Source organism: Acinetobacter calcoaceticus (assembly GCF_900520355.1).
Classification (GTDB): Bacteria; Pseudomonadota; Gammaproteobacteria; order Pseudomonadales; family Moraxellaceae; genus Acinetobacter; species Acinetobacter calcoaceticus_C.
The window spans coordinates 2,780,532-2,804,639 of sequence record NZ_LS999521.1 but is presented as its reverse complement, the minus strand read 5'-3'; the positions used below and the strand labels follow the sequence as shown (position 1 = coordinate 2,804,639).

28 protein-coding genes are annotated in these 24,108 nt (G+C 40.6%); all 28 read left to right on the top strand.

The window, feature by feature from the left end:
- The first annotated feature begins 8 nt into the window (after positions 1-8).
- The 28 genes from AC2117_RS13430 (at position 9) to AC2117_RS13295 (ending at position 24,078) form a co-directional block, all read left to right on the top strand.
- Positions 9-230, top strand: a complete 222-nt coding sequence (locus AC2117_RS13430; RefSeq protein WP_133974767.1) for a hypothetical protein — start codon at positions 9-11, stop codon at positions 228-230.
- A gap of 445 nt (positions 231-675) precedes the next feature.
- Entirely contained in the window at positions 676-1,341 is a 666-nt protein-coding gene (locus AC2117_RS13425; protein WP_133974765.1) for a resistance protein Rx N-terminal domain-containing protein, read from the top strand.
- 72 nt (positions 1,342-1,413) lie between these two features.
- Entirely contained in the window at positions 1,414-1,632 is a 219-nt protein-coding gene (locus tag AC2117_RS19100) for a hypothetical protein (RefSeq protein WP_133974763.1), read from the top strand.
- Between the two features lie 169 nt (positions 1,633-1,801).
- Entirely contained in the window at positions 1,802-1,984 is a 183-nt protein-coding gene (locus tag AC2117_RS13415) for a hypothetical protein (protein ID WP_133974761.1), read from the top strand.
- Positions 1,985-2,052: 68 nt separating this feature from the next.
- Entirely contained in the window at positions 2,053-2,700 is a 648-nt protein-coding gene (locus AC2117_RS13410) for a putative metallopeptidase (protein ID WP_133974759.1), read from the top strand.
- A gap of 45 nt (positions 2,701-2,745) precedes the next feature.
- Positions 2,746-3,228 carry a DUF2280 domain-containing protein gene (locus AC2117_RS13405; RefSeq protein WP_133974757.1) on the top strand — a complete coding sequence of 161 codons (483 nt, stop codon included), beginning with the start codon at positions 2,746-2,748 and terminating at the stop codon, positions 3,226-3,228.
- Positions 3,206-4,732, top strand: a complete 1,527-nt coding sequence (gene terL / locus AC2117_RS13400; protein WP_133974755.1) for a phage terminase large subunit — start codon at positions 3,206-3,208, stop codon at positions 4,730-4,732. Before AC2117_RS13405 ends, terL begins: the two co-directional genes overlap by 23 nt.
- Before the next feature lie 8 nt (positions 4,733-4,740).
- Positions 4,741-6,066, top strand: coding sequence for a DUF1073 domain-containing protein (locus AC2117_RS13395; protein ID WP_133974753.1), 1,326 nt, complete (start codon positions 4,741-4,743; stop codon positions 6,064-6,066).
- On the top strand, positions 6,020-6,832 hold the full coding sequence (locus AC2117_RS13390) for a phage minor head protein (protein WP_133974751.1): 813 nt from the start codon (positions 6,020-6,022) through the stop codon (positions 6,830-6,832). Before AC2117_RS13395 ends, AC2117_RS13390 begins: the two co-directional genes overlap by 47 nt.
- A 72-nt stretch (positions 6,833-6,904) precedes the next feature.
- The gene (locus AC2117_RS13385) at positions 6,905-7,756 is read left to right on the top strand and encodes a hypothetical protein (protein ID WP_133974749.1); all 852 of its coding nucleotides are present in this window, start codon (positions 6,905-6,907) and stop codon (positions 7,754-7,756) included.
- Between the two features lie 79 nt (positions 7,757-7,835).
- Entirely contained in the window at positions 7,836-9,020 is a 1,185-nt protein-coding gene (locus tag AC2117_RS13380) for a DUF2213 domain-containing protein (RefSeq protein WP_133974747.1), read from the top strand.
- Between the two features lie 14 nt (positions 9,021-9,034).
- Entirely contained in the window at positions 9,035-9,505 is a 471-nt protein-coding gene (locus tag AC2117_RS13375) for a hypothetical protein (protein WP_133974746.1), read from the top strand.
- 6 nt (positions 9,506-9,511) lie between these two features.
- Positions 9,512-10,507, top strand: coding sequence for a DUF2184 domain-containing protein (locus tag AC2117_RS13370; RefSeq protein ID WP_133974744.1), 996 nt, complete (start codon positions 9,512-9,514; stop codon positions 10,505-10,507).
- 13 nt (positions 10,508-10,520) lie between these two features.
- Entirely contained in the window at positions 10,521-10,898 is a 378-nt protein-coding gene (locus AC2117_RS13365) for a hypothetical protein (RefSeq protein WP_133974742.1), read from the top strand.
- A gap of 9 nt (positions 10,899-10,907) precedes the next feature.
- Positions 10,908-11,291, top strand: coding sequence for a DUF4054 domain-containing protein (locus tag AC2117_RS13360; RefSeq protein WP_133974740.1), 384 nt, complete (start codon positions 10,908-10,910; stop codon positions 11,289-11,291).
- 9 nt (positions 11,292-11,300) lie between these two features.
- Positions 11,301-11,492, top strand: a complete 192-nt coding sequence (locus AC2117_RS13355; protein WP_133974738.1) for a hypothetical protein — start codon at positions 11,301-11,303, stop codon at positions 11,490-11,492.
- Positions 11,493-11,498: 6 nt separating this feature from the next.
- Complete coding sequence (locus AC2117_RS13350) at positions 11,499-11,981, top strand: hypothetical protein (RefSeq protein ID WP_133974736.1); 483 nt, start codon at positions 11,499-11,501, stop codon at positions 11,979-11,981.
- Positions 11,974-12,417 carry a hypothetical protein gene (locus AC2117_RS13345; RefSeq protein ID WP_133974734.1) on the top strand — a complete coding sequence of 148 codons (444 nt, stop codon included), beginning with the start codon at positions 11,974-11,976 and terminating at the stop codon, positions 12,415-12,417. The genes AC2117_RS13350 and AC2117_RS13345 overlap by 8 nt, the downstream gene beginning before the upstream one ends.
- A 62-nt stretch (positions 12,418-12,479) precedes the next feature.
- Complete coding sequence (locus AC2117_RS13340) at positions 12,480-13,247, top strand: hypothetical protein (RefSeq protein WP_133974732.1); 768 nt, start codon at positions 12,480-12,482, stop codon at positions 13,245-13,247.
- A gap of 6 nt (positions 13,248-13,253) precedes the next feature.
- Positions 13,254-13,574 (top strand): hypothetical protein, encoded by a 321-nt coding sequence (locus tag AC2117_RS13335; protein ID WP_133974730.1) that lies wholly within the window; start codon positions 13,254-13,256, stop codon positions 13,572-13,574.
- Between the two features lie 35 nt (positions 13,575-13,609).
- Entirely contained in the window at positions 13,610-13,837 is a 228-nt protein-coding gene (locus AC2117_RS13330; protein WP_171459093.1) for a hypothetical protein, read from the top strand.
- 80 nt (positions 13,838-13,917) lie between these two features.
- Positions 13,918-14,691, top strand: coding sequence for a hypothetical protein (locus tag AC2117_RS13325; protein ID WP_133974726.1), 774 nt, complete (start codon positions 13,918-13,920; stop codon positions 14,689-14,691).
- A 77-nt stretch (positions 14,692-14,768) separates the two neighbouring features.
- Positions 14,769-17,555, top strand: coding sequence for a phage tail protein (locus tag AC2117_RS13320; RefSeq protein ID WP_133974724.1), 2,787 nt, complete (start codon positions 14,769-14,771; stop codon positions 17,553-17,555).
- 10 nt (positions 17,556-17,565) lie between these two features.
- Positions 17,566-18,219, top strand: coding sequence for a DUF2460 domain-containing protein (locus tag AC2117_RS13315; RefSeq protein WP_133974722.1), 654 nt, complete (start codon positions 17,566-17,568; stop codon positions 18,217-18,219).
- Complete coding sequence (locus tag AC2117_RS13310; protein ID WP_133974720.1) at positions 18,216-19,073, top strand: DUF2163 domain-containing protein; 858 nt, start codon at positions 18,216-18,218, stop codon at positions 19,071-19,073. Before AC2117_RS13315 ends, AC2117_RS13310 begins: the two co-directional genes overlap by 4 nt.
- Positions 19,074-19,133: 60 nt before the next feature.
- Complete coding sequence (locus AC2117_RS13305) at positions 19,134-21,164, top strand: GDSL-type esterase/lipase family protein (RefSeq protein ID WP_133974718.1); 2,031 nt, start codon at positions 19,134-19,136, stop codon at positions 21,162-21,164.
- A 2-nt stretch (positions 21,165-21,166) separates the two neighbouring features.
- Complete coding sequence (locus AC2117_RS13300; RefSeq protein WP_133974716.1) at positions 21,167-21,589, top strand: C40 family peptidase; 423 nt, start codon at positions 21,167-21,169, stop codon at positions 21,587-21,589.
- Positions 21,589-24,078: a phage tail protein gene (locus AC2117_RS13295; RefSeq protein WP_133974714.1), complete on the top strand. Its 2,490-nt coding sequence runs from the start codon at positions 21,589-21,591 to the stop codon at positions 24,076-24,078. Before AC2117_RS13300 ends, AC2117_RS13295 begins: the two co-directional genes overlap by 1 nt.
- Positions 24,079-24,108: the final 30 nt, after the last annotated feature.

Below are 24,108 nucleotides of genomic sequence, written 5' to 3'. Positions count from 1 at the left end.
GTTTAACTATGAAAATTCCTGTGCGCTTCAGAAAACTGAGTAAAAGTGATATTAAGAAAATTGAAAAATATTTTGATGTTTTTGGTGAGGTAAGAAGTATTGGAGAAACTGAAAAACGAACTACTTTATATTATTACCCAAATAATATTTCTTCAGCTAATGAGGATTTAAAAATAATTCAACAAATATTGAAAATAATTGGATTTCGAGATTATTTGATAGAAGATTGACTGTCTAGACATGATATGGCATATTTGTGCCATAGTGGATGAAGTTATAGTAATTCACATAGTATTTTAAGAACTCTACGTCGGGAAGCTGGTTTTGACACCTGCTCCTACTCATGTGGGGTTTGATATTTACTCAGTGCTTGAAGTTTTGATGTACCTCGCAGGATGGATTGGAAGTTTAAAGTCTATTCGTAAAATTTTTAAAATTATGGGGGATTTAAAATGAATAACAAATTGAAAAGTATTTGTATGTATGCGTTGGGTGTTTTGGGTGTGATGCAGGGTACATCAACCACGCTTATGACTGAGTAAATTGAGAACTTTATGTGTAGCCATGTGCTGTAGGTATCCCCCAAAACCCCTGCGCCAAATTTTAAATAGCTCATCATTTGGTGGGCTTTTTTGTTTCCAATAGGTAGAGATGATTTTGATACTTGGAACAAAAATGAATATTTTACAATTTCTAGGTTTTACGCTAGCTCCATCATTAACTTTAGGGTTAGTAGTGTTTATGGTCAGAAATTGGTTTTTAGAGCGCCTAAAAAACAGTATTAAGCATGAATATGATATGTCTTTAGAAAGTTTTAAAAGTGATCTAAAAATAGAAAATGATAAAGAACTTGAAGAAATAAAAGCCTTATTAAAAAAGCAAACTGATGCTAATTTAGAGGATTACAGATTTAAAATCGAAATTCGTAAAAAATGGCTAAATGATGTTAGAGAAGCTAGTATTGAATATTTATTAATCGTAAGAGGACAAATTAATTTAGTACAGACATTTGTAATTGCAAATCCCTCTACTAATAATTCAACTATGATTGATGAAAATTATAAAAAGTCACTAGAGAAAATATCAAATACTACTGTTGATCTTGGCTCAGTAACTTTTAAACTTGAAACTTTGATTGTAGGTTTGGAGCCAATTGCGACTGAAATATTTAAAAACATGAAAGAAATTAATGATCTGGTAGGAACGATGTCGATAAATCATCATACTAAAAGACAACCAATTTTGCCAAATACTAAAGAATATATCGATCTACAGGAATCAATTAATAAATTTAAAAATAATGTTATGAACCTTTTAAAAGAAAAAACTGAAAACTTTTAAGGTATCTACAACTTTCTTTTTACGACTTTCATTTGTGTTATAGTCCAGTCTGAATTAAAACTGGTAAATAAAATGACGCTTTGTGTTGGCGGTGAATTGGATGGTCAAGAACTTGAAAAGGATGTGAAGATATTTAAAGCATCAGAAATTGACCCAAGCTTCACATCAACATATTACTTGCAAATTTACAATCGCGATAATGTTATGTATCAGTTCTGGCATCCTCACGGCGTTGATCTTCATGATCTAACAAACAAAGTATTAGAGATTCTTCGATCATCTAAAAGTTAGTTTTATCGTTTTCCGGCACTTGAAGCCTCGCTAAATATCGATTATTGGCGGGGCTTTTTATTTTTTATAATTAATTAAGATAAATATATATTATTTTTGAAAAAAATTATGCCATCGTACTTTTAAAGGTTTATATTAATAAGACAATAATCAAAAAAGGTATGAAAAAATGAAAAAAATACTTTTAACATTTGCTGTAGCAACTTTATCCACTTTAGCTTTAGCTGGAAGTTGTAGTGATTGTTATAAAACCTATCAAGAAGAGATAAAGCAATGCTCTAATGGAGGTGGTGGTGATACTTGTAGGGAGCGAGCTTTAGATAAATATAAACAATGTAATGTTGGTTGTTAACTGTTTTAATTTTTTATTGAGAATCTGATAAATGAACCCACTTCGGTGGGTTTTTTAATGGGTGAAATATGAATAACGAAGTTAGTTTTCATGTACCAATTCGGCCAATGCCTCCAGAATGGATTTTTGAAATAGGTACTCCTAACTTTGCTCCAGCACCTGAAATGTGGGAATGGATAGGCAAAGTATTTCTAGATCCAAAATCAAAATTATTTAACGTTGACCACATGCACTTACGTTCATTTCGATATCCTGATATTGCTGTGATGTGGGCTAGATCAGGCTTTAAAAAGCAAGGTCGTCAGGTCATTGGTACTACTGAAAAAGTCATGATTAATGCTGGTGGCTGGAAGAAAGAACGACAAGAAGAACAATATATCCAATGGTTCGAATATGTCCCTGAATATCTGATTACTTTTGATGCTTCATATTCACGTATAGCGGGTGATGTGAATTTTTGTGCCTTAGTAGAACACGAGCTTTATCATATTGCACAGATGAAAGATAAATACGGTACACCTGCCTTCAATAGAGAAACAGGCATGCCAAAGTTAGCAATACAAGGTCACGATGTTGAAGAATTTACAGGCGTTGTTCGCCGTTATGGTGCCAGTGAGGATGTTATGCGGATGGTTGAAGCAGCTAATAAAAGACCGCAGCTGTCACGTGCTGATGTTCATTACGCTTGTGGCACTTGTAACTTGAAGGTGGTTTAAATTTTTTTGCCACTCTACTTGGACGTACTTGGACGATAGAGAAAAATGGCAAGGCTAAATAAACGGGTAAAACTCTATATAGTACGGTCACTTGCTACCTATGAGACACCCTCTGAAACAGCGAAGGGCGTCCAAGAAGAATTTGGTATTACCGTCACTAAACAGCAGTGTGAAGCATACGACCCGACTAAGAAAACAGGGCAAGACCTAAGCGAAGAATTTAAAACTGAGTTCTACAGAGTTCGCAAGGAAATGAACGATAACCTGAGTGCAATTCCTATAGCTAACATTGCATACCGCCTTAAGCGATTACAACGATTCATCGACCTTGAACAGTTCAAAGAGAACCCTGTCATTGTGCCGAGCTTATTAGAGCAGGCAGCAAAAGAGGTTGGTGGACTTTATACCAATCGAAAAGAAGTAACTGGCGCTGGCGGTGGTCCATTACAAAGCGAAAATATTACCTATGTGACTGCTACCGATGAGCAGGTAAGGCAGGCGATAGATGAACTCGAGAACGAATATTGATCCTGTTAAAACCAAAGCTAAGCGGATTAAGTGTGAGAAAGAACATTTATTTTTCACACGTGCTTTTTTCTTACCACGTATGGGTTTTAAGTTTTCGGTCAATTGGCATCATGAATATATTGCCGACAAGATTGACGAGGTGATTGCTGGAAAGGTTAAAAACTTAGTAATTAACGTTCCACCGGGTAGCGGTAAAACTGAATTATTAACAAACCTTATTGCTCGTGGCATAGCGCGTAATGCGCGTTCACGCTTTTTGTATTTGTCTTTCTCACAATCCCTTGTAGAGGATGTATCAGCAACAGCAAGAAATATTGTTAAGTCCGAAGACTTTCAGAATTTATGGCCAGTAAAGATTTCTACCAGTACCGATGCTAAATCGAGTTGGAAAACTACGGTCGATGGTTATGACGCTGGTCATGTTTATTCTGCATCCATGGGTGGGCAGGTCACTGGTCGCCGTGCCGGTACATTAGCGAATGAAGGGTTTACCGGTGCGATTATTCTGGATGACCCATTAAAGCCTGAGGATGCATTTAGCCAGACCGCTAGACGTAAAGCTAACCGTAAGATTCTAAACACGGTCAACTCACGTAAAGCTAAATCTGATACCCCCATTATTCTGATCATGCAGCGTTTGCACGTTGAGGATCCGACTAACTTTGTGCTAACGGGTAATGTGCCTGGTGCATGGGATCAAATTAGCATCCCAGCACTTATTGACGATGAGTACATCAGTAAGTTACCCGAAAAAATACAGAGCAAAATTCCACGTGATGTTGAGCGAGATGCCAAAGGCCGTCAAAGCTATTGGCCCTTAAAAGAATCATTGCAATCTTTATTACAGCTCGAAAAGGGTGGTCAAGACAAAGATGGCGCTACGGTATCTCGTTACACGTTTGCAAGCCAATATCAGCAAGAACCTAAAAAGCTCGGTGGTGATCTTGTTAAATCTGAATGGTTCCCGCGATATCTTGAATTACCTGTTCTTAAGTGGCGCGGAATATGGGCTGATACAGCACAGAAGGTCAAGAAGCATAACGACTATTCAGCATTCATATGTGCTGGCCTTGGCTATGACAATAATCTTTATATCATCGATGTGAAGCGTGGCAAATGGGAAGCGCCAGCGCTATTAAAAGTTGCTAAGGACTTCATTAAAAAACACAAAGATGGCAATACCCAAATCGGCAAGCTTCGGTATATGGCTGTAGAGGATAAGGCGAGTGGTACCGGATTAATTCAAACCATTGCTAAAGAAACAACATTACCTATTCGGGCTATTCAGCGTGGCGATGACAAGCTATCGAGGACTATGGATGTAATTCTTTATGTTGAAGATGGCCGAGTCTTATTACCAGCAGAAGCACCATGGCTATTGAACTACGTTGAAGAGATTGAAGGGCTCACTGCTGATTGGTCACATGACCATGATGACCAGTGGGATCCGACCATTGATGCAATTAACGATTCATTAGCAAGCAAGCCAACTGTATTTGATTAGAGGAAATTATGGCTGAAGATAAAAAGTCCGATGCAATTGGCGATGCAGGGGCATATACAAACTTTGTCTCAAATCTTGGTACCGAACGTGACAAAGCTTCACACGGTACATTCGTTAAGAAAGTTATTCCTGATGAGCAATTAGAGGCGGTGTATCAACACTGGTTAGCCAAACGCATTGTGAATCGACCAGCAAGCGACATGCTCCGAGCTGGGTGGTTCTATGAAGGGATTCAGGATAATGAATTAGAGAAGCTTAAAGAGGCGTGTAAGGCTTTTAATTTAGATGGGGTCCTCTTATCTAGCTTGATCCTTTCTCGCTTATATGGCGTTTGCTATGTGCTTCTAGGTACGGTGGACGGTGGCAACTTGGATCAACCATTCGATCTAAATAAACTGGGTGTTGGTCGTTTAGAGTTTTTCACGGTACTCAAGAAAAAGCAGATTGAAGCCGATACTTCAAAGTACTTGCCACCAAATGAGGCTTGCGGGCTTCTAAAGCAACCTGAATTTTACAAGCTTAAACTCGATGGCAAATCTAACCAACGGATCCACCACACACGCTTAATTAAATTTGGGCATGCAGATGTGGTCAATGAAGAGCCTGTAAGTGTTTTACAGGAAGTTTATGAGGATCTGCTTGATCATGCGGCAGTTAAGAAAGCCACTGCTAGTTTAGTCCATGAATCAAAAATTGATGTAATTAGAACACCGCATTTGGTTGATAAGATCAAAGAGGATCTAAAAGGTGTAGCAGAACGCTTTCTTAGTGTTGGATTGCTTAAAGGTCTAAACGGCATGATCGTTTTGGATAAAGAGGAGGAGTACGACTCTAAATCTTATAGCTTTGGTGGTTTACCTGACCTTATGCGTGAATATTCGATTCAAACTTCTGGAGCGGCCGAAATGCCATATACGGTTTTATTCGGTCAATCACCTGCGGGTATGAATGCCACAGGTGAGCATGACACTCGGAACTATTACGACACTATATCAACCAAGCAGACTTGGTCATTAAAGCCATTCATGTTGAAGCTTTTAAGAGTAATTTGCCAAGCTACATTTGGTCGTCAGATTCCAAGTTTAGACGTTGTATTTAATCCGCTATGGCAATTGGACGCTAAGGTTCGTGCTGAGGTTGAGAAAGCTAACGCAGAACGTGACGATAAATATCTTCAGATGGGTGTCATTACGGAACCTCAGATAGCGCGTCAGTTACTCATTGACGGTGTTTATTCAGTGATTGATGAAGATCACATCAAAGAGCTTGAGACAATGGTGAAGCCTAATGACGACGATAATACAGATCCTAAAACCCCACCTCCAGCAAGCTAAGAAACGGAAGAAAGGGCGAAAAGCGTCTAAGCCTAGAGCAGTACATGTAAATCGTCGTGTAGAGCTTTACTACACACGGCAATTACTGGCTATATCTAGATATTGTCAGGAACAAGCAAAGGAATTAGTTATTCCGACGGTAGGCCAAAACATAGGTGATGCTTGGTTCTCTGACATGATGACGGCGTTTAGGGAAAAGCTCACAAAATATGTTGTTGAGATTTCCCGACCTTTGGCCACAAAAGTTGTGACTGACACCCAAAAGGAAGTTGACAAGCAAATTGCAGAGCACACCAAATCAATTATTGGTGTGGATCTTACGCCGTTTTATCGAGCTGCTGATATTCAGGATGAAGTAGATCTAAATATTACCGCTAATGTCAGTTTGATTAAGTCTATTCCGCAGCAATACGCCGATAAGCTCGAAGTGCTAATCACCAATGCCTTGCAGACTGGACAAACGAATGAAGAGTTGGCCAAAGCAATTAAGCAGTTAGGGTTATCTACTGATTATCGTGCACGTCTTATTGCTAGTGATCAGATGGGTAAGATTAACGGCCAAATTAACCAAGCCAGACAGCTTTCAATGGGTGTTGAGACATATACATGGCAAACGGCGAAAGATGAGCGTGTGAGGCCAGATCACCAACATAAGCAGGGCAAGACTTTCAGATGGGATTCACCGCCAGATGGTGGACATCCCGGTCAGCCTATCCGATGTCGGTGCACGGCATTGCCTAATTATGAGGATATTTTAATTGATTAACTTAAGTAATTTATGAGATTTTAATCCATAGAAATATAGACTTAATCGATTTAATTTACTCAGGGGGTGAATGTGGAAGTTAAAAACGAAATTCCAAAAGACTATGAGGCCTATTGTCATCAAAAGTTAATTAGTGAATTTGGAAATTATAGGGCAGTTAATAATAATCCAATGCATTTATATCATCGTTATAAATACAGAATTATTGATGCACATCCTAGAGAAGTAATTGAACCACCAAATTTTGTTATTCCTTCAGAGCATTTATCTGCATATAGAAAAATAGTTTCAGATATAAAAGCTGGTAATCCGCTAAACAAATATCAAAGTCGAAATCTTAAAAGGCTAGATTATGATGATGACATGTTATCTCATTGGCGAATTCAGCACTTTCATTTAGGAGAAACATTGGAGAGTGATGGGTTTGTATCCAGAACTTCGGATTTATTATTTATACATTTTTCTAATTCTGAAGCACATATTGTTGGATTTTTTTCACATGGTGATTGGTGTGATTTAGATATCATTGAAACTATTCATACGAATTGGCCCAATATTCTTATGAAATTTAAATGTGACTCGAATGGTGAGCCATTAACGGAAGAACAATATCGTATTTTGAGAAGTAAAGGTTACAACGTCGCAGTCAGAGTTCAAGATGGTACTGAATATTATCCTCCTGGTTTAGGTGTTGTTTCTAGTGGTTCTCCAGTTCAGGCAATTATTAATGTTCAACAAGTCTTAATTAATTTCGAAAATGATTTTAATAGAATTGTTTCAAATATAGACCAAATAGTAGAAGCTGATCCTCAGAAAAGAACTACTGAAGTAGCAACTATCGGCTTACAAATGGATGCTGCTAATCAAAGATTTGTGTATTTAATTAAGGAAACGGGTCATAGATTTACAATAAATTTTGAATGAAAGAATTTATTGGACCTTCTGAAACTTAAAAATGAATTTTTAACCCACCATCTGGTGGGTTTTTTATTGAGCGCAATTTATGAAAAACATTTACCGCTTCAAGGTAGGTGACTTTGCTCCGAGTGAATCCACACGCTCATTTACCCCAGAAGGTTATTTGAAATGTGTAAATGTTCGCTTGGGAAAAGCACCTCAGGTACGTCAGTATTATGCGTATGAGTTCCCAAACTTAGAAGGCTTTTCAGCAGATCAGACGATTAACGTCTACACACCTGCTGAAGAGCTTTTTAAGCCGGCTGCGATTAAAAGTTGGGATGGTGCTGATGCTACAGATTATCACCCACCCAAGAATGAAATTAATGCAGCCAACTGGAAGGACTATCACATTGGCTATTGTGAGAACGTCCGCCAAGAAGGCGAATATCTAGTGGGCGACTTGCTCATTAAAGATAAAGACAGCATTGATTTAATCCAAAACAATGAGCGATTAGAAATGTCGCTTGGTTATGCAGCCACATTAGTTTTAGAACAGGGCACGGCGCCAGATGGCACGGTGTACCAAGCAAAATTTATTAACTTTATTGGCAATCACGTAGCACTTGTTAAATACGGGCGCTGTGGTGGTGATTGCCGCATCGGTGACGAAAAGCAAACTCCAAAGGGGAAAACAATGGAAGTAAGTGTAAACGGTATTCGTTTTGACATTGGCGATAACAAGCCCTTGGCGGATGCATTAAAGCAGCAACAAGAGCAGCTCGAAAGTTTAAAAGCTGCAAAGCTTAAAGTCGGGGATAAGCAATTTTCGATCGGTGATGAACTTAACGCCGTTCAAGCAGTCGTAGATCAATTGCATACCGATAAAACAACTCTTGAGCAGAAAGTCGGTGATCTGGAAAAGAACCAGATGACGCCTGAAAAGCTTGAACAAGCTGCTGCTGAACGTACCGCTGTAATTGCCGATGCTAAAGCATTGGTGCCAACAGTTAAAACCGAAGGCTGCACATGTGAGCAAATCAAGCGCGATGTAATTGCGGCTAAAGCGGGTGATGCGTTGGTAACTGCTTTATTGGGCAGCGTATCGGTAGGCGATGCTAAACCTGATCAGATCGACACAACTTTCCGCGCATTGTCTGCTGTGAAGGGAACACACCCATCTAATCCGGTTGGCGATGCGCTTAATCACCAGCAACAACAGCAAACCAACAATCAGGACCCTAAAGAAAATAAGGGTTATGACAAGTCTGCTGCATATAAAACAATCTAAGGGGGACTTGAACCATGGTTCAGCAATTAAATGCGGTAGTTGGTCAGCGTGGCCGTTTAACTGCCAAAGAAGTTGTACTGTCATTACCGCTTTCAGGCACAACTTTAGTCAATGACGGCGATGTGGTGGTACGCACGACTGATGGCAAATCTGTAACGGCAGTTACTGGTGCTACACCAACCCGTTTTGGTGTGGTTGTACGACACGGCGTGGGCAAGACTGGCAAAACATCGGCTGGGAAAGAAGCTTATAAGGCTGCTGACATATTGCCAGTAATGTTTGAAGGTGCGATTTGGGTTAAACCTACTGCACCAATCACAGACATTACTGCTGCTGTTTATGTGAAAACTGCAAACGGTACCACAGCAGCGCCGTTGGGTTCACTTTCAAATGCCGCTACTGACGGAACATTACTACCAGGTGCAGTATGGGAATCTGTAACTGGTGCAGATGGTTTGGCCCTTCTTAATCTTCGTGGAGCGTAATAGAACATGAGCAAATTAGTAAAAATGAAAGCACGCTTAACGCCGATTTCATACGCCATTCAGGCACAGGTAGGTGATGCATTCAATATGGATGCATTGGCACAGCTTTTCATTAAGATTGAAGAGCAAAACGAAATCACTCCACAGCTTCAACAAGTTCTGGACTATGCCAAATTCATTCCGGTAACCAATGTGCAGGCTGCATTTGGGGGTGGTGAAATCCTGTCACGTAAAAAAGGTGTTGGTATTGGTAAGGACCATTCAGGCACTGGTGATGATATCCCTCTTGCAGAAGTGGAATATGACACTGTGCAGTTACCTGTGAAAGTCGGCACGATTGGTTACCAATATTCCATTGTAGAGTTGGCGACAGCTCAGGCAATGAACCTTGCACTTGAAGCTGACAAAGTTCAGGCTGCAAACTTGGCTGCTGAAAAACACATGTCGAATGTGGCTTGGTATGGCTACACCACAGCCAATGCAAGTGGTCAGCTCACTCAGGTAAACGGCTTCCTCAACCAGACTGGCGTAACGGTAGTGACGGCGCAATACAACTGGGCTACTGCAACAATCGAACAGGTCCTTTCGGACTTCAATAAATCGCTTGCAGATGCAACAAATCAGTTTGATGGTGATGCATCGATTGAACCTGATACCTACATCCTTGCATCGAATCAATATTCGAATCTTGCTAACCGTATTGTCGCTGACTCGGGTGGTAAGACTTTCCTTGACTGGGTAACAGAAAAGAATATTTTCGCTACTCAAGGCAAACCATTAACCATCCGTGGTTCTGGTCGTGGTAATGGCAAAGGTACAGCTGGTGCTGACCGCTCCATCATCTATCGTCGTGATCCGTCATGCATCCAGTTTAAAGGTAACAGCGTTGAATTCTTGACAGCGCAACCAAAGGGCTTAGATGTGCTTGTGCCAGGTCACTACAAATACCAAGGCGTTTGGCTGAAGCGTGTTGATTCGCTTCGTTACTTTGACCATGCATAAGGATTAAAACCACATGGCTAAATATTCATACACATACAGCGGCTCTAATGCCGCTTTTGTTTTTGCAGGTGTAGCAACTTTGCCAGCAGGAATCGCCGTTGCGCTTGAAGCAGCTCAGCATAAGGAACTGCAAAAGAATAAATTTGCCAAGCATCTTGTTGAATCTGGTGATCTTGATATTCAGGAAATTCCAGATGATGAGCCAAAAGCCGCGGGTAAAACTAGTGGCAAAGGAGGTAAGCAAACAGATGCAGCCAATGACGCCGCTAAGGCAGCAGATGAAGCAGCTTTGGCCACAGTGAAAGCTGAACTTGCAGCGCTTGAAGTAACCTTCAGTGAAGATGAAACACTTGAGCAGTTACAAGCTAAGTTAGCTCAAGCTAAGGAATAAGGCGGGCCTATGGACGTACAAACGTTTCGCGAGAAGTTCGCGACTGATACAGCCTTAGTCAATTTATCTGATGCAAAAATTCAGGATGCCTTAGAAGAAGCGAATTTAGTTGTGTCTCAAATTGAGTTCGGGGCATTAAAGGAACGTGCTGTAGGTCTATATGCAGCACATATTCTTAAAGTAGGTACCGCAAGCGGCAATGGTGCCGCTTTTGGTACCGCCTCGAGTATGACAATTGCGGGTCAAAGCGTGAGTTATTCCAGATCATCGAAAGAAGCTTTCTATGATCTAAGTATGTATGGTCAGCGCTATCTTGCTTTAAAAAATTCAATTCCAATTGATGATGAAGGCACAAACCCTAATCGCTTAGGTGTTGGTTCTTTTGTCGTATAGGAGATTCCCATGCCTTTTAAATATCAGGCACCCGAAGGCTATAAGCCATCAAAAATCGTTATTGCAGGTCAAAACCTAGATATCAAAAATGGTGTTTTAGAATCTGAGGACGACATTATTAATATGTTAAAGCCTCTAGGTTTTGAGCGTTACATTGATGTGGTTGAGCCAAAGAAATCGGCGGCCTCTGCTAAAGAGTAATAGGCCATGAGTGATAATCGTGTTGAGACTCGAGTCAACTTTGATGAGATGAATGATCGCATTAGGTTTGAAGTAAGACGCACGATTAACGCTCTTACTTTGCGCTTACAGCGGATTGTTCAGGAAGATATGTTGAGTGGTCAACGGCTTAATGTACAGTCTGGCCGCTTGCGTGGTTCCGTTTCATCTAAAGTGGATGAGGATAAAGATTCGATAGAGGGGACGGTGGGAGCTGGTGGCGCTCTAGTGCCTTATGCTTTTGCTCATGAGTTTGGTTTAAATGGCTCTATGGGGGTGAAAGCCCATCTAAGAACAATTAAGCAAGCTTTTGGCCGTCCTATATCTCCAGTTCAAGTCAATATTAAGGCTCATTCAAGGAATGTTCGTTTTAGAGAGTTACGATTCATGCGTGATTCATTGGATATTGTGTCCAAGATTGTGCCGAAAAATATTGATGCAGCAATTCAGCGAGGTATAGCAGGTGGATAGTGAAGCAATCTATCAAGCATTGTTTGATCGATTAAGTACAAGGGTAGAAGGTTTGATTACGGTTAGTCGCCGTTTACGTCACTTTAACCATGTCACAGCAGAACAACGCCCAGCCATGTTTATTACACAAGGCAATCAGCAAGAAGTGCCGGTACATGGTTTAGATTCAAAAGTTGAACTTGCTGCCGAGGTCTATCTCTATATCCATGAGGCCGATAGCGCTAAACCCCCATCATCACAGATGAATATTTTCATCGATCGTGTACGTGAAGCTATTCAGCCAGACCATCCAGAATTTAGCGAATATCAAACCTTGGGTGGTTTGGTGGAACATTGCTGGATCGAAGGCACAGTTGAAGTATATGAAGCAGTAGAAAACATGCTGGATGATCAGGCGATTGCCATTATTCCTATCCGGATCCTCACAACCAATTAACAAAACATTCATTTTATGACCGCCTCGATGGCGGTTTTGTCATTTTAGAGAGGTCAAAATAAATGGCTCAATATTTATTTGGTGCCGGCAAAATCTTTGCTACACCGATTCAAGATGTTTATGGACAGCCGATTAGTAATCCCACACCTGTAGAAGTAGGGGTATTGCAGTCGGTAGGTGTCGACATTAGTTTCGATTTAAAAGAACTCTTTGGTCGTGGACAGTTCGCCGTAGATGCTGCACGTGGTAAAGGATCTATTAAAGGTAAAGCATCGTTCGGCCGTATTAACGGAACATTACTCAATTCTATTTTCTTCGGTGGCGTTGTTGCTGAAGGTGGAATCGAGACAGTATCCCAAACAATTAATGGTGAAACTATTCTAGCGGGTGGATTGGTTACACCTGTAGTTCCTAATGCTGGCACTTTTGTAAAGGATTTGGGTGTTACAGATGGGAAGGCAATTCCACTTAAGCGTGTAGCTTCAGCACCAACGACAGGGCAATACAGCGTGGATAACGCAACAGGTGCGTATACATTTGCTACTGCCGATGTAGGGAAGATAGTTTTTATTAGCTTCCGTTATTCCGCAACGGTCGCAGGTGGAAAGTCAATCACTGTATCTAACTTAGATATGGGCTATACCCCTGAGTTTGCCTTAGATCTTCAGCGGGATTACAAGGGTAAATTCATGCAGATGAATTTTTACCGCTGTACCAGTAACAAGCTTGGGTTTAGTTCAAAACAGGACGATTACGACATTCCTGAGTTTGAATTCCAGCCTATGGCTGATGACCTTAACCGTGTTTTCAAAATCGATTTATCGGAGTAATACCAAATGCAATTTAAGCAAGTTGAAAACCCGCGTGGTAATAGTAAAGAAATTGCTGGCCAGACTTGGATTTTTGCTCCGGCACCATTGGGTACGATTGAGCGTTTCCAAGAACAATTAAGCTCAAACAATGTTCCGACATCTGTAATTGTGGATATGGCTCATGTTTGTTTAAAGCGGAATTATCCAGATATTACCCGTGAATATGTTTCTGATGAGCTCTTAGATATGGGTAACATGGAAGAGGTATTATCAATAGTAACAAAGACCTCAGGTTTGGAATATACAGGTTCAGGTAAACCAGCAGGTGAATCTTCGGGGGAATAAACTGGGAGGAGCTGTACACGCATTTAGTGCTAACCATGGGTAAAGATTATGACTATGTTCGTGATGAAATGGATCTGCCTAGATTGAGAGCACTAAGTGCATATCAGCAAAGTAACCCTCCCGCACATATTGGAATACAGCGTCTTTGCCGTATCTTAGAAGCTTTCGCTGGAATTGAAGAGACAAGCCCAGCAATCACCATCTCAGATGATGACGAAGTCGATATGCTGGAAGTTTTGGAAGGTTTCCCACAGGGTGGTTAAGGCTGCCCTGATTTAACTTGGTATGACAAAATGTAATTGGTTTGTTAAATTACTCTTAATTTATAACAATCGGTGAAATCATGAAAAAGATGTTATTAATAGGTGTATTGGGATTATTTAACAGTTTTGTTTATGGGGAAGATTTACCAATAATTGAGGGAGTAAATTGCAACAATGTTAAAATTGAAATATCTGGTGTGAATGACAAAGTTTATATTTTTGCCAAATATAAAACCATTGCAGAATTTCCAAATTCTTCACGTGAAGTTGTTTTGGGTGATTTTATTACCTCTAATCAAAAGAAATATAAATTTAAATGCCCAGATTATGAAGTCGCATATAACGGCAATGAATTATTTATTAAGGCAGATGATCTAAATAGAATATATAAATTATTTAAAGATGAAGCCTATGCAAAGTTTGACAGTGGGCCATTCAAGGAAGTTTATGAGAATAGAGGAGCTATTCCGTTATTCACAGCTGGGAACTATAAATATCCAAATATTAGGGTGGATTATGTCAGTAGTGGTTATCAAATCAATTTAGAAAATTTATGGTTAGTTGAGAGGAATTTTGCTCTTAAGGAAGCTAAGAGTTACGGTGATGATTACCGAGTTAATGAATTAAAGAATGCCGTTGTGGCTTATAAAGTCGATAATAAACAATTAAAGCCTTATTTTTTTAACAATACTGTTTACCCTGCATTTGAAGATTTTAAGAAAGCAGAAAAGATTGAAATTTTTCACAAAAGAAGTCATGACGAGAAGATGGGTGTGATCCTTGAAAAAATTGAAATAAACAAAAAGGCGAAAAGCATAAATCTATTTAAGAACGCAGTATTTCCAGATTCATAAAATATATAGCATCTTCCAGTGCTTTTTAATTCAACTAGACCACCTTCGGGTGGTTTTTTAATGCCTAAGAGGTTCGTATGGCAAGTAACAATCGCGTAGAAGTACATGTGGGTGCGAAAACATCCGAGCTTAAAAAAGGCATGGATGATGCAGAAAAAATTGTTTCTGCTTCTGCCAAACAAATTGAAAATTCTACCAAAGGGGTTAAATTTAAATTTGACCTTTCAAGTGTTAAGCAACAGTTCGATGATGTTTCTAAGTCTATCTCAGAAGGATTTAGTAACCAAATTAGTGAAGCATTCGGCGGTTCAAAAATAGGTTCAGCATTTGATGGTATTGCTTCCAAGTTAGGAGTTCTACGTGGCGGTGCACTGGTTGCGGCTGGGGCAGTTGCGGGTTTAGCTGTGGGAGGAGCAGCAGTAGCTGCTGCAGGTATGGCGACGCTAGCGATTGAAGTTGCAAATAATAATGTTGAACTCGCAAGATTTTCAGCTCTGGCGAATACTTCGATACAAACATTTCAGGGATTATCTGGCGCAGCCCAAACTTTAGGGTTTTCCCAAGAAAAAGTCTCAGACATGATGAAAGACTTCAATGAAAAACTTGGAGAATTTGCATCTGTAGGTTCTGGTGGTGCAATGGACTTTTTTGAGCAAATTGCCGTTAAAACAGAAGGTGGTGCGGCAGGTGCGAAAAAGCTTGCAGAAGAAATGTCCAAGATGGATGGCGTGGAGGCATTACAAACGTATGTTGATAAGCTGGAAGAAGCTGGAGTCAACCAGCAGCAAATGTCATTTTATTTAGAAAGTATGGGATCTGATCTTACAGCTATGATTCCTATTTTGCAGGATGGCGGTAAGCTTTGGAAAGAATACCAGTCAGCGATGGAAGAAGCAGGGATTATTACTGGTGATGAGGCAATACAAAAGTCCATTGAATTGAAGGCACAAACCGAAGTACTTCAAATGCAGTACGCTGGTTTAAAAAATCAATTGGCTCAAGCAGTGATGCCCGCTTTAAGCGGTGTTATTAGCCATTTTATGAATGGCACCACAAAAGGTGGAGCTTTTACAGGTGTTATTCAGGCGTTAGGCTCAGTTGCCAAAGGCGTAGCGGTTGTTATTGTTGGGCTTGGAGCTGGGTTGCAAAATCTTGTGCGTTTAATGTCTGGTGTGATGAGTAACCTAAGGACCATTGGAAGTACTGCTGTAAACTTTGTAAATGCGGATGGGATTCTGGCTAAAGGTAAGGCTCTGGCTGGTGGAGTTAAGGCAATCTGGACTGAAACCAAAGATACCGTTGTTGATATTGCCGGTACCACCAAAGCCGCAATTAACTCAGCATCCAGTATCTTTAGTGGTACACCCTCATTTGATCGTTTATCTCAAGCAAAAATAGATATCCAAAATGCTCAACTTGGTAGCAGAGGTGGCAGTAAAGGGGTTACTTCTGGTATCGGACAAAATAAGGCACTCAATCCTGATGGTGGTAAATCAGATAAGTCAAAACAGGGCAAATCCGATGCTGTGCGTCAAGCTGAACAGGCAGCTAAAGCACTTGCTGATATTCGGTATAAATATGCATCTGAAGAAAAGAAAGTCGCTTTAGATCTTCAAAAGGCATTAGATGAGATTGAAAAATCTAAGATGACTGCCGATGAAAAAGCTGCTGCAAAGGTTAAAGCTGAAAAGGATGCTTCAGACAAGATCATTACTATCCGTTTAAAAGAGTTTGAGGAATACAAAAAAGCTCGTGAAGAACAGATAGAAAATTATCAACAGCAAGCACAGCGCCTATATGAAATTGAGGCGGCACGAATTCAGGCTGAATATGATGCCAAGAAAATATCGAATGTTCGCAAAGTTCAATTAGAGAAGCAGCTCGAAGATCAATTACGTGAAATTAAGCGGCAAGGTCTTTTAGAGCGTCTAGCACTTGAGAACGAGCAAACAGGAATCACTGGAAAACAGGGCAATCAAAACCAAATCACAAACAACATTTCGGACTTAGAGACTGACCAAGGTGTTGCTGATACTAAGTCTATGGGCCTAATCAGTGACGCAGAAATGAAGGATTTTGAGGATAAGTTTGGCGGCTTCACTTCTCGACTTTCTAATCTTTGGGATCAAGGCATTCAATCTTTAATGAATGGCACACTGACATGGAGTAACGCAACTAAAGCGGTACTTGCTGACATGGGGGCATTTGCATTGCAATCGGCTACTAAGGAGCTCCAAGGCTGGCTCAGAATCCAAGCGATTAAGTTAGCTCGAAAGCTTGGTTTCGTTGGTGCTGAAACGGCGGCTGAAGCTACTGGTCAAGCGGCTCAAACGGGGGCAACGATCGCAGGTGAAGCAACACGAACTGGTGTTACTGCTGCAGGTGGTTTAACTCGTTTAGGTTTAAAAGCTGCTGAAGCTGTCAAAGGCATCATGATGTCAGCTTGGGAGGCGATGGCGGGCGCATTTAAAGCCATGGTTTCTATTCCTTATATTGGTCCAGTTCTCGCCGTGGGTGCCGGTGCTGCGGCGTTCGGCTTAGTTGCTGGCTTAGCCGGCAAGATCAAATCTGCTCGAGGCGGTTACGACATTCCATCCGGTGTGAACCCTGTTACACAGCTTCATGAAGACGAAATGGTTTTACCTTCACAACATGCAAATACAATCCGTGAAATGGGTAAAGCTATGCGTAGTGGTGCTAGTTTTGGAGCAGCCGCAGCGGCTGAAGGTGGTGGAGGTGGGCCGAGTATTCATATCAGCGCAGTTGATGCAAAAAGTATTGAGCGTTTATTAAAGAAAAATGGTCGTGCGGTCGCTAATGGTTTGAATAGTTACGCTCGTGGATTCGGTAAGAATGGTAAATAAGGGGGTATAAGTGTCTAACGTTTTATTTCCAGAGTTACCCGGTCTTGAATGGGATACATCAATTACCCCCATGTTCAATACAAAGATCATGACATCCATTAATGGCCGAGAGCTTCGTGCAAGCTTTCAGGCCATACCGAAATATGAAATCTCGTTGTCTTACGCATTCTTGCGGGAAAATAAGGGGAGAAAAGAATTGCAGCAACTACAAGGTTTTTATTTAGAACGCCGTGGGGCGTTTGATTCATTTCTTTATAAGTTACCAGACGACAATCAGTTTGATTGTTCATTTGTTGGGGATGGTGCCACAACTATTTACCAGCTCTACAAATTGATGTACGACACACCTTTGCCACTAGGCAACACCGAAGAGCAGACGGTGGTTGCTGTAGATCCGAATATGTGGAACCAAACACCTGTTAAATCGATGTGGGATACGAATACATCTAAACGTATGTGGAATACAGCTACTGCACAAATTACTGCTGATGGAAAATATATTCTTTCCCAGCCAGTCGAAGCAGGTATCGAATTGAACATCACCGGCACCTATTACTATCGATGCCGTTTTAAAGATGACACGCAACAATACGTCAACTTTATGCATAAGCTCTGGAAGGCTGGAAAAGTCGAGTTAATTGGATCGTTAGGTACAAAGATATGAGACAAGCATCACCACAACTTATAGCTTTGTTAGATGCTGATCAGTTCATTATGGCCGATCTGTACACTATCACGACTATTCAAGGTATTGAGTATCGCTATACAAGCTATGACGTTAATTTAATTGTTCAGGGCAAGGAATTTCGTGCTGATGGTCCAGTCATTAGCCGAGATGGAATTAGCCTTTCTTTGGGGATTGAGGTGGACAATTTATCTATCACGATTGAAACCAATGAAAGTACCAAATTCGGCGATGTGCCTGTAGCTCAGGCTTTTCACAACGGTATATTAGACGGCGCACGGTTTAAGTTGGAACGTATATTTATGGATATGTACACACCAACTGACACCAGTGCCGGCACGTTAGTTTTATTTGAAGGTCGTATTGTTGAGCCTGAGCTCGATCGCTATGAAATTAACGCAAGTGTAGTTTCTGACGTTGATAACTTAAAGCTTCAGATGCCGAGAAACTTATATACGCCCGGCTGCTTAAATACATTGTTTGATAGCGCATGTGGCTTACTCAATTCTGATTTCGCCATAAATACCACTATTGGCGTAAATAGCACACCTAACCGAATCATATGTGAGTTGAGTCAGCCACAAGGATGGTTTACGCAAGGGGTTGTAGAGTTTTTAGAGGGTGCAAATATCGGTATTAAACGTACCGTACGTTTGCATGAGGCTGGTGCATTGCTTCTTACTTTACCTCTATTAGACATGCCTGAAATAGGTGAAGCCATTCGTGTTTATCCTGGTTGTGATAAGCGCCTTGATACTTGTACGAATCGATTTAATAACCGTGCTCGCTTTCGTGGTGCGCCATTTGTACCAGTTCCTGAAACTTCTGTTTAAACATATTTATCTTTAACCAAAGCCCTGCATTTAGCGGGGCTTTTTTTATGGGGCTATAAGATGGCTTTACCTAATATTGATCAGTTGACAGGATCCGCTGTTACTGAAGAAGGTTTTAAAACTGCACTAAAACAGTTTTTAGATAATGTGGTTGGTTTAGATGCATTTAATGCTAATAAATTTATTAAACCTACTGTAGTAAATACAGCTACCGATTTTCGTACATTTAAATCTTTAGGAATCTATACATTTATAGATGGGACTGTTTGGAATAACAGCGCTAATCGCCCGAACTTTACCAACCAATGGGGCCATGTAATTGTTTTCCCTGTTTCGTCGGTTGTAGTAGCTCAACTAGTAATTTGCCCAAATGCTAACGCAATGGCTATGACACTATGTTTAGCTGATAATACTTGGACCACTTGGAAATATTTTTCTGATGATAGTGTTTTAACCACTTCAATTACTGCTTCAATAAAGTCAATTATTAAAACCCTAACTCGTCCTATATATGGTTCTAAATCTAAGAATGTGCTTGATCCAAGCAATTTATTAGTAGGGTTTGAAATTCATAGTACGAATGGTGTCATTGCTGAAGCCAACAGTGTTACTACTGAATATATTGATGTTCGCGGTGCAACCTCAATTGCGATTTCAGGTTTGCAAACTAACACTCAAATTGCTCGTTTGTATCGATTTTTAGATAAAGATGAGAATGTGGTCGGTGCGGTTTCAAATATCGGGGCGGTAAACCAGAAAGTTCTGACAGTTCCCGCTAATGCTGAATGGTTTCAACTTTCAATCAAACAGCGGAACCCAGATCCATTAAACATTTCGACTGCCCAAATTGAATACGGAAGCGTAATTACTCCATTTTCTGCATTTAGTCGTGGCGATATTTTGGGTATTCATGGCACACACATTAAACAGACAGAATTAAAGCTAGGTTATGATGCGTTAGCTAAAAACATGCTTAATTCCAGTACTCTTTTAATGGGTATTGAAGTTTATAATGATGGATCTTTATTGCCTCAAGCTCAAAGTGTCACTACAGATCTAATTAATGTTGGTGGTGTTCAAAATATTACTCTTAGTGGACTACAGCCGAACCCAGAAATTCCTCGCTATTATCGTTTCCTTGATGAAAATAAGGTTTACATAAGTCGTGGACAGGTTCCAAATCCTAATACCACTCACACCATAACAATTCCATCTAATGCAAAATATATTCAAATCAGTTTGCTACAAAGGAGTGCAACTGTATTAGATACCAGCAGTACCCAAATTGAGAAAGGGCCTACTGCTTCGGCATATGAGCCATATAAAGCTGGTGTGTCATCTATTAATGGAATTGAGTTGATAAAAGGGAGTGGTACAGGTTCATCTTCACAAGTATCACGTGCATATAATAGAAGAGTGGCGACTCTTGGTGATTCCATTACAGTAACTTCAGATGTAGATAATCAAATATTTGACAGTCATAACTGGTACGAGAATTGGGTTACTTATGCTTTTGATCAATTAAAAATGGCAGACTTACGAAACACGGCAAGAAGTGGAGCTGCGTTTCGTGAGTATTCAGGTCAATTAACTTGGCAAGTTATGTCGAATCAGGTGAATTGGTTAATTAATAGCGGTTATGTTCCTGAAATTATCGTGATGGCCTGCGGCACTAATGATGCTGGTGTTAACACCGGTGACTTTGATACAGCAATGAGCAAAACCTCGCTAACTGATCTTAATCGTGCATTGACACTAGAGGCGATGCGTTGGGCATTATGGTCATTAAAATTGGCATTTCCTAACGCTGTATGCTTTTACTGTAACCCCTTGCAGCGGGCTGATGAAGAAACAGTCGCACGTAAAAACATGAATGAAAATTTAGTCAAAATGGCTAAACGTTATTGTTTCAATGTTATTGATCAATATAGTAATTCAGGGATTATCAAAGAGCTTGAAATATGGAAACAAAACCCATCTGATCCAGATGCGGGAACATTCTTGCGCGATGGACTTCATCCTAACTCAGCAGGTAAACAGTTACAGTCGAACTATATTTGTAGCCAAATCATTCAACGCATGATGTATTAACTATGAAGAACCTTGAAGCAGTAAAAGAGGCGCTTAAATGGCTAGGTACTCCATATCATCACCAAGGGCGAGTAAAAGGAGTTGGGGTAGATTGTGGAACTTTAATCTGTGAGGTTTACGAGAAAGTAGGGCTTATTGATCATTTAGACCCACGGCCATATCCTCCTGATTGGCACATGCATCAGATGGGGCAACGTTATTTAGAACTTATCTTAGGTGTATGTGATCCAGTAGAAGGGCCACCACAACCGGGTGACATCGTTTTATATCAATTTGGCAAATGTATCAGTCATGGTGCAATTGTCATCGAATGGCCGCAGGTCATTCACAGTTATCTCCATCAGGGAGTCATTATCCAAGATGGAACAAAAGGAAGTTTAGCCCGCCGTATAGCGGGCTTTTTTCGTATGAAGAGGCTGAAATAATGGGTGGATTATTTGGCGGTACCACGATTAGTACTACTGATACCCGTATTAACTCTATGCGGATTCAACAATCAGCTTACGGGCTTTGCCAGCCTCTTGTGTATGGTAAAACTCGTGTGGCTGCGAACATGTTCTGGTACGGTGATTTCTTAGCAACGCCTCACACTACTGTTGAGAAATCAGGCGGTAAAGGTGGGAGTACTAAAACCAGCAATACAACATTTAGTTATAGTGCTTCACTCATGCTTGGATTGTGTGAAAATCAGATTAAAAAGATTGGCCTGATTTGGGTTGATAAAGAACAGTACATACCAAAGCTGGAGGGATCTATTACGCTAGATCCAATCGATCAGCTAAAGTTTGAATTATATGATGGGAACAATAACCCGCCGTGGGGCTGGTTAGTTTCTAAGCATCCAGATCAGGCAATTAACTATCCATTTTTGGGATATGTAGCATGTGCTAATTATGAGATGGGAAATAGTGCCAGTCTTTCAAATCACAACTTTGAAGTGATTAGCACAATTACTCTGTCAGATTCTATTGATGATGCTAATCCGGCTGATGTGATAGAAGACTTTATTACACATCCTCGGCACGGTGCTGCACCTAATTTGAATATGGCAGATTTAGAAGAGTTCCGCACATATTGCCGTGCAGCAAATCTTTTAATTAGCCCAGCATTTACTGAACAACGGCCAGCATATGAAACAATCAATGAGATTGTCGAAGCTGTAAATTGTGCTGTTGTACCAAGTCCAGATGGTTTAAAAATTAGATCCTTTGGTGATTCTGCAATTACTGGTAACGGCATTACTTTTACTCCGGATCTCACACCGGTTTATCACTTAACTGATGATGATTTTATTAGTGACGATGAGCCAGTACGAGTACGCCGTAGTCGTGATACGGATGCTTATAATCATGTGCAGATTGAATACATCAATCGTTACAACCAGTACAACACAGAAACGACTGAGGCCAAGGACCAAGCAAACATTGAAATGTTCGGCTTACGTACTGAGGATCCAGTAGAAAGCCATTACTTTTGTGAGCCAAAAATAGCCCGTCATGCGGCGCAACTTCGCTTACAGCGACTGCTTTATGTGCGTAATGAATATGAATTTTCTTTGGGGTGGAAGTATTGCCGTTTAGAACCAATGGATATTGTCACCATTACTGATGAAGCTCTGGGCCTAAATCAATTTCCTGTACGTATCACACGTATTGAGGAAGATGAGTTCGGTGAATTAACGATCACGGCTGAAGAATTAGCCGTTGGTTCAAGATCCGCTATTGAATATGATTCACAAGCTTCTAATGGTTATCAAGGCGGCAACGAAGAACCGGGTAATGTGAATGCTCCAGCTATATTCGAACCTCCGCTAGATCTAACAGATGGCAAGAATCAAGTTTGGGTGGCTGTTTCAGGTGGTATTAATTGGGGTGGTTGTAACGTTTGGGCCAGCCTTGATAATACGACTTATGAAATGATCGGTACTATTTATGGTTCAGCACGTTATGGCCAGCTTGTCACAGCGATTGATGCAGATGATACAGCCTTGCAAGTTGAGCTCAATACAGCAAGTCGCATCTTCAGCGGGACCTTACAAGATGCTCAAGCCGATCAAACGCTATGTAAAGTAGGTGACGAGTATTTTAATTATCAAGTGGCTACGTTAACCGGGACAGGCCTTTATACATTAAGTGATGTCCTGCGTGGACGCTTTGATGATGCTCAGATTCATAATGCTGGTGAGCCTTTTGTTCGTCTTGATCGAGCTATTTTTGAATATCCATATAATGAAAATCTGGTAGGTAAACAGATCTTCTTAAAGTTCACTAGCTTTAATGGATTGGAGCGAAAAGAGCAAACATTAGATGAGGTAACCGCTTATAGCTATACATTGTCTGGTGGACGTCCTGCGGGTGTGAAAGGTCTATCGCTGCAATCGCCGTTTGTTGGTACCACGTTTAAGGTTCAATGGCAAAGCTCAACCGGGGCAGATGGTTATCGAGTGCAAGTTTGGTCGAATGGGGCAATGATTCGTCAAGTTGATACAACAAATACGGATTACAGCTATTCGATTGAAGAGGCTAAAACTGATGGAATAGGCCGAGCTTATACAATCCGTGTAGCAAGTAAGAACGGTGACCAGATCAGCACGTATGCTGAACTAAGTATTAGTAATCCGGTACCGCCAGTACTCCTAAATGTTTATACAGCCGCAATGGTAGATTCTATTACATTGAATTGGGTACCGAGCGAAGTACCAGACCTGAAAGATTATGCAGTATGGCTCAGCAGTACTTCTAATTTCGATCCTACACAAATGCCGCCTTCATGGACGGGCACAGAATTAACAACTACTTTTGGAGGGTTACAACCAACAACACCATATTACATTCGTGTAGCAGTACGTGATGTATGGGAAAACACAGTCTGGAACTATACTAATCAGATTACTCAAAGTACTTCTGAAGGTTAATTTAAATTAATTCTTAGCACCCAAACGGGT

What these genes read in the sequence shown, in the direction of transcription:
- AC2117_RS13310 (WP_133974720.1), top strand. Translation starts at nt 18,216, where the DNA reads ATGAGACAAGCATCACCACAACTTATAGCTTTGTTAGATGCTGATCAG.
- AC2117_RS13360 (WP_133974740.1), top strand. Translation starts at nt 10,908, where the DNA reads ATGGACGTACAAACGTTTCGCGAGAAGTTCGCGACTGATACAGCCTTA.
- AC2117_RS13390 (WP_133974751.1), top strand. Translation starts at nt 6,020, where the DNA reads ATGACGACGATAATACAGATCCTAAAACCCCACCTCCAGCAAGCTAAG.
- AC2117_RS13375 (WP_133974746.1), top strand. Translation starts at nt 9,035, where the DNA reads ATGGTTCAGCAATTAAATGCGGTAGTTGGTCAGCGTGGCCGTTTAACT.
- AC2117_RS13340 (WP_133974732.1), top strand. Translation starts at nt 12,480, where the DNA reads ATGGCTCAATATTTATTTGGTGCCGGCAAAATCTTTGCTACACCGATT.
- AC2117_RS13410 (WP_133974759.1), top strand. Translation starts at nt 2,053, where the DNA reads ATGAATAACGAAGTTAGTTTTCATGTACCAATTCGGCCAATGCCTCCA.
- AC2117_RS13330 (WP_171459093.1), top strand. Translation starts at nt 13,610, where the DNA reads ATGGGTAAAGATTATGACTATGTTCGTGATGAAATGGATCTGCCTAGA.
- AC2117_RS13365 (WP_133974742.1), top strand. Translation starts at nt 10,521, where the DNA reads ATGGCTAAATATTCATACACATACAGCGGCTCTAATGCCGCTTTTGTT.
- AC2117_RS13335 (WP_133974730.1), top strand. Translation starts at nt 13,254, where the DNA reads ATGCAATTTAAGCAAGTTGAAAACCCGCGTGGTAATAGTAAAGAAATT.
- AC2117_RS13415 (WP_133974761.1), top strand. Translation starts at nt 1,802, where the DNA reads ATGAAAAAAATACTTTTAACATTTGCTGTAGCAACTTTATCCACTTTA.
- AC2117_RS13295 (WP_133974714.1), top strand. Translation starts at nt 21,589, where the DNA reads ATGGGTGGATTATTTGGCGGTACCACGATTAGTACTACTGATACCCGT.
- AC2117_RS13355 (WP_133974738.1), top strand. Translation starts at nt 11,301, where the DNA reads ATGCCTTTTAAATATCAGGCACCCGAAGGCTATAAGCCATCAAAAATC.
- AC2117_RS13305 (WP_133974718.1), top strand. Translation starts at nt 19,134, where the DNA reads ATGGCTTTACCTAATATTGATCAGTTGACAGGATCCGCTGTTACTGAA.
- AC2117_RS13425 (WP_133974765.1), top strand. Translation starts at nt 676, where the DNA reads ATGAATATTTTACAATTTCTAGGTTTTACGCTAGCTCCATCATTAACT.
- AC2117_RS13430 (WP_133974767.1), top strand. Translation starts at nt 9, where the DNA reads ATGAAAATTCCTGTGCGCTTCAGAAAACTGAGTAAAAGTGATATTAAG.
- AC2117_RS13380 (WP_133974747.1), top strand. Translation starts at nt 7,836, where the DNA reads ATGAAAAACATTTACCGCTTCAAGGTAGGTGACTTTGCTCCGAGTGAA.
- AC2117_RS13395 (WP_133974753.1), top strand. Translation starts at nt 4,741, where the DNA reads ATGGCTGAAGATAAAAAGTCCGATGCAATTGGCGATGCAGGGGCATAT.
- terL (WP_133974755.1), top strand. Translation starts at nt 3,206, where the DNA reads ATGAACTCGAGAACGAATATTGATCCTGTTAAAACCAAAGCTAAGCGG.
- AC2117_RS13405 (WP_133974757.1), top strand. Translation starts at nt 2,746, where the DNA reads ATGGCAAGGCTAAATAAACGGGTAAAACTCTATATAGTACGGTCACTT.
- AC2117_RS13370 (WP_133974744.1), top strand. Translation starts at nt 9,512, where the DNA reads ATGAGCAAATTAGTAAAAATGAAAGCACGCTTAACGCCGATTTCATAC.
- AC2117_RS13320 (WP_133974724.1), top strand. Translation starts at nt 14,769, where the DNA reads ATGGCAAGTAACAATCGCGTAGAAGTACATGTGGGTGCGAAAACATCC.
- AC2117_RS19100 (WP_133974763.1), top strand. Translation starts at nt 1,414, where the DNA reads ATGACGCTTTGTGTTGGCGGTGAATTGGATGGTCAAGAACTTGAAAAG.
- AC2117_RS13325 (WP_133974726.1), top strand. Translation starts at nt 13,918, where the DNA reads ATGAAAAAGATGTTATTAATAGGTGTATTGGGATTATTTAACAGTTTT.
- AC2117_RS13350 (WP_133974736.1), top strand. Translation starts at nt 11,499, where the DNA reads ATGAGTGATAATCGTGTTGAGACTCGAGTCAACTTTGATGAGATGAAT.
- AC2117_RS13300 (WP_133974716.1), top strand. Translation starts at nt 21,167, where the DNA reads ATGAAGAACCTTGAAGCAGTAAAAGAGGCGCTTAAATGGCTAGGTACT.